Source organism: Mycobacterium sp. (assembly GCF_049278535.1).
Lineage (GTDB): Bacteria > Actinomycetota > Actinomycetes > Mycobacteriales > Mycobacteriaceae > Mycobacterium.
Genome location: NZ_JBAPMI010000272.1, coordinates 1 through 3959, shown reverse-complemented (window position 1 = coordinate 3959; position 3959 = coordinate 1). Strand labels below are relative to the sequence as shown.

The following is a 3959-nucleotide window of genomic DNA, read 5'->3' as shown; positions in this document are numbered from 1 at the left end:
CGGTCGAGCCGTCGGTGCCGATGTCGATGTCGCTGTCCAGGGCACGATTGTTCATCAGGTCATCGGTATGCCATTGGGCGGCTTGATTCAGTTGCGGGTTGAGGTTGACATCATTGGTGCATCCGGCCTGATGCTGGATCGTGTACACGTTGTCGACCAGGCTGTTATTCAGACGGCTGTTGTTCGGTATGAGCGTGTTGTTGTCGTGGTCGGCGTGTGCGACAGGCGCTGTCAATGCCACCGCCAAAACCGCTGTGGCCGTTACGGTGAACGCCGCACGAAACAGTGATGAGGTCATACGGCCTCTCCTTTCTGACCTATTGCGCTGGCGGCCGGTAGTCCGCCGCCGAATTTCGGAGCGCCCAGATCTGGGCCGGGCACAGCTCGTTGACGGCCTGAGTGATGAGGTAGGAGGCCTGGTACTCGTCGGATGTCGAGAAGTCGGACTTCACATCCGCCATGATCTGCGGGTAACCGCGGCCAGCGGCCACCTTGTCGCAGATCGTGTGCCCATAGGCCAGGGCCGCGTCAGCGTTGGCGAAGTTATAGCCCGGGCGCACCGTGACGTTCACCAGATATGCAACGGTGTCCGCGCGACCGGCAGGCGCGGCTGCCATCGCACCGATCACGGCGAACGTGAGCAGCGCTGGGGCGAGCAGCCCCCGGATCAGACCGGGTCGAACTGTGAGATTAGCCATTTGTCCCCGTCTTTGTCGAGGGTCACGCGCACCGTGGAGGAGGTGCTGGTGGGCGCGTCGGTGCCGATGACGATGCTCTGGTCGATGAAAACGAGAACGACCGCGTGGTTTTGCGTCGCCGAAATCGACGCGGCGGCAGGAACAGTGGCTATCGCCGAGATCTTCTTTTGCTTCGCGCCCGGGATGACGACATCGGTGATGAGCTTGGTGTATTCGTCTTTGAACGGTTCGGCGAGCCTGTCGCGCGCGGCGGTGAGTTCCTTTTCGGCGCTATCTGGCTGATAGGACAGAATCGCGATGGTGTTCTCAGTCGCCGCTGGCACCGACTGTGTCCGTGCTGTCTGCGCTTCACGGGCCGAATCAACTTGCCATTTCAGATAACCCGAGCCTGACGCGAGGATAAGGACCAATGCGGGCAAGACGCCGAAGGCCAAGATGCGTTTGGTGCGCATCCATTTCGACGGCCGCCGTTGATCTGATGAGACGTCAGTCACCTCCTCGGTTGACGCACTGTCGTCTTCGGCTCTTTCCATGACCTCACAGTCATAGTCCGCGACTCCGGACTCTTCGCTGGCCACTGTCTTTTCGATGGGCGCACCGGCCTGCGATCCACTCGTCATCGACTGTTTCACGGAACGAACTCCACATTGGCGACCTTCGCGTCGTCACCGACCTTCTGCACATCGATTCGCATCCGCCATGCCCGTGGTTGTTGTTCCGGCGCACCGGCATTCGTTGTCTTGACCGAGACCGCCACCAGTAACCGCGCTCGATCAGACGTCTCAGATTCCAGACCCGCCGCGGTGACAGTGCCAGTAGATCTCGACTGCGCCTTCTTCACTACTTCCACGAACGCCGGTGCCCGCTGGGCCCAGTCGTCATGGAACGTGCCAGTAGCGGAATCCAGAACGCGTGCCACGTCAGTATCTGCCTCGTCGACGCTGATCGTAGTGAGGTTCAGCGCTGCTTGACGACCCACCTGCAGGAAAAGGTCGCGCTGGTGTTCGGCTTGCCGGGCCTGGTAGTCCCGGTAGCCAAGCCATCCGAACAGCGCGCCGAGGGCGACAAGGACGAAGACTCCCAGAATCAGCGGCGACCGCAACGCCGGGGAAGGTTGTCGCACAATAGCTTCGCCGTCAGCGGCCGACCGTTTGTCGACCGCCGCGCTATCCGTGTCCGTGCCGGGCTCTGTCGTCAGTTGCCCGGCGGGATCAGCATCGATTGCCAATTCTTCTCCTGTGATGCGTTTTGGGCCAGATCACTTTGCGTGTAGATCCGACCGTCGGGCCCGACGTAACGGCCAGTCGCCGGGTCGTACTGCGCAGCTGCAATCGGTGCGGCTGCAGCCGGTGGCGCAGGTCCGCCCGGCGGCGCTGGCCCCGTCGGCGGTGATCCGGGCGGCAGCTGCGGGATGTCCTGGCCGGATAAGGTGGCGTTCGGGTCGCCCTTCCAGTTGTCGCCTTGGTTGAGCGGCACGTACTGCTCGTCGCCTTCACACATCTGCGCGGTCGGCGCCCGTTTCCCGGGCTTCGCCAGGCACGGATAGTTCTTCGCCCCGCGCACGTTCCACATCGAGTCCTGCGGGGTGCGGCAGTAGACGTTGCCTGGCACGCGCGGTGGATCGTCTTCGAATTCTGTGCCGCGGCAGGAATCCGGTATTGCAGGGCGGCGGCAGGTTCAGGTTGCCAACGTTGAAGCTCAGGTAAAAGCCACGGTAGTCGCTCTTGTTGTTCAAGTCTGGTAACTCCAATCATCCCAGCTCAGAAGGCACTTTCCTCATATCGACACCCGAACCACCGTCAGTTGATCGGTGGATCGAGGCTTAGCGTGCGGGCGCACACCGGGTCCTTGTCGTGACGATGTTGTCGGTCGTCTGATCGCTGTAAAGACTTGGATCGTCTGCGGCATCAAGAAGCCTTCGATAAGTCGACGCAAGTGGGCGTATTCCTCGTGGAACACATACGCGTCGAGCCAAGTTGTGCACCGCTGAACTAGCCGAGGCCTCAACGGGATCCGCCGGGCAGCAACCAGGTTGAGGAGTTGGCGAATCGCTGCGAACGTGTCGCCGGCGCCGGTTGTGATGACGGCAAAATTTCGCTCACCGACATTCATATGTGGCTTGGCGGCATCGATGAGCGCCCAGGCCAGTTGGGTCTCCTCGTCGTGCTTCACAGCGTTGGTGTTTCGCATCCCGGCCTTTCACGTGAAGGCCGTACTCTCACCAACTCCCACGGGCATACCATCCGCGAAGTGCCCACGGTCGTCTTCACCTGGATGAGCACGGTTCCGACGTCGGTCACAGTACCGACATGAGTACCTTCACGAACCTCGTCGCCTATGCAGAATCGCATCTCGCTGGCCTCCAACCTTTCCAAATCCCGATACCCCGATCGCTAATCGTCATGACCATTGCTGTCCGTAATCGAGTCGCGGGACTCTGATTTCGTGACGTGTGCACCAGCGGAGGGTGTCCCTACCGTCGCGCCAATAGATCTTGTACCTAATAGCGTCGCTGTCCACGATCACGCCCACACCAGAACGACCGTCAGACCGGGACAGCACCGTATCGCCGATCGCCGGAGTGCGCGGACTGCGGCCAACAATCATGGCCAACTCCCCTGGCGATGCCTGATTTCGGCGACGAATACGCGCCCGTGGTGGTCAACAACGTCCCACGAATACGGCCCGCGCAGTTGCGTCACGCCCAACCTATGAACGGCACGACGCGCATCGACCTCCGAGCAGATGTCGACGACGCGTTGCCTGTCGCTAGTTATAACAGTCCACATCGAATCACCTACATACGGTCCCTACGGGCGATCCCGCCCTGCCGAAGCGTCGCGGGCGAAAGGGTCCGCTACTGCGGTCTGTGACTATTCGACTGAACTCTGACATCGCCAAACCTCGATGCTCGTACCTGCTTTACAGCATAGGGTTGAGAACGTGTCGGAACCCTGTCGCCGCAGCGATCAGCATGGGTACGGTCACGCCGCTGTGCCAAACTGAGGGCCATGGCTTCTCGGGTTCAAAGGCGTTGGGTACATATGCCCGCTTGCACCACACCGTCTATCGGCTGACCGGCGGTTGGATCGGTCATCGGATGATGCTGTTGCCCAGCCCGCTGATGCACACCGTCGGCGCCAAGACGGGGAAAGCCCGCACCACGTCGCTGACCTACGCCCGTGACGGTGGCGACTACCTGGTGGTCGCCTCCAACGGCGGGGAGCCACGATCGCCCGGGTGGTGCCACAACCTCAAGGC

At 61.3% G+C, this 3959-nt stretch carries 4 protein-coding genes and 2 pseudogenes; 1 reads left to right on the top strand and 5 read right to left on the bottom strand.

The genetic code is table 11. The features are described from left to right. The 5 genes and pseudogenes from WAO18_RS18345 to WAO18_RS18325 all read right to left on the bottom strand — a co-directional run. Positions 1 to 298, bottom strand: a pseudogene (locus WAO18_RS18345) (CAP domain-containing protein); the annotation flags it as partial. A 19-nt stretch (positions 299 to 317) separates the two neighbouring features. Next, positions 318 to 698 carry a DUF732 domain-containing protein gene (locus tag WAO18_RS18340; RefSeq protein WP_422207658.1) on the bottom strand — a complete coding sequence of 127 codons (381 nt, stop codon included), beginning with the start codon at positions 696 to 698 and terminating at the stop codon, positions 318 to 320. Continuing rightward, positions 668 to 1330 carry a hypothetical protein gene (locus WAO18_RS18335; RefSeq protein ID WP_422207657.1) on the bottom strand — a complete coding sequence of 221 codons (663 nt, stop codon included), beginning with the start codon at positions 1328 to 1330 and terminating at the stop codon, positions 668 to 670. Before WAO18_RS18335 ends, WAO18_RS18340 begins: the two co-directional genes overlap by 31 nt. Beyond that, positions 1327 to 1821, bottom strand: coding sequence for a mammalian cell entry protein (locus WAO18_RS18330; RefSeq protein ID WP_422207656.1), 495 nt, complete (start codon positions 1819 to 1821; stop codon positions 1327 to 1329). The genes WAO18_RS18335 and WAO18_RS18330 overlap by 4 nt, the downstream gene beginning before the upstream one ends. A gap of 71 nt (positions 1822 to 1892) precedes the next feature. Next, positions 1893 to 2442: pseudogene (locus WAO18_RS18325) on the bottom strand (MCE family protein); the annotation flags it as partial. A gap of 1230 nt (positions 2443 to 3672) precedes the next feature. Between WAO18_RS18325 and WAO18_RS18320 the strand changes: the two are divergent. Continuing rightward, positions 3673 to 3959: nitroreductase/quinone reductase family protein (locus tag WAO18_RS18320; RefSeq protein WP_422207655.1), on the top strand; the 287-nt coding region annotated here is incomplete at its 3' end.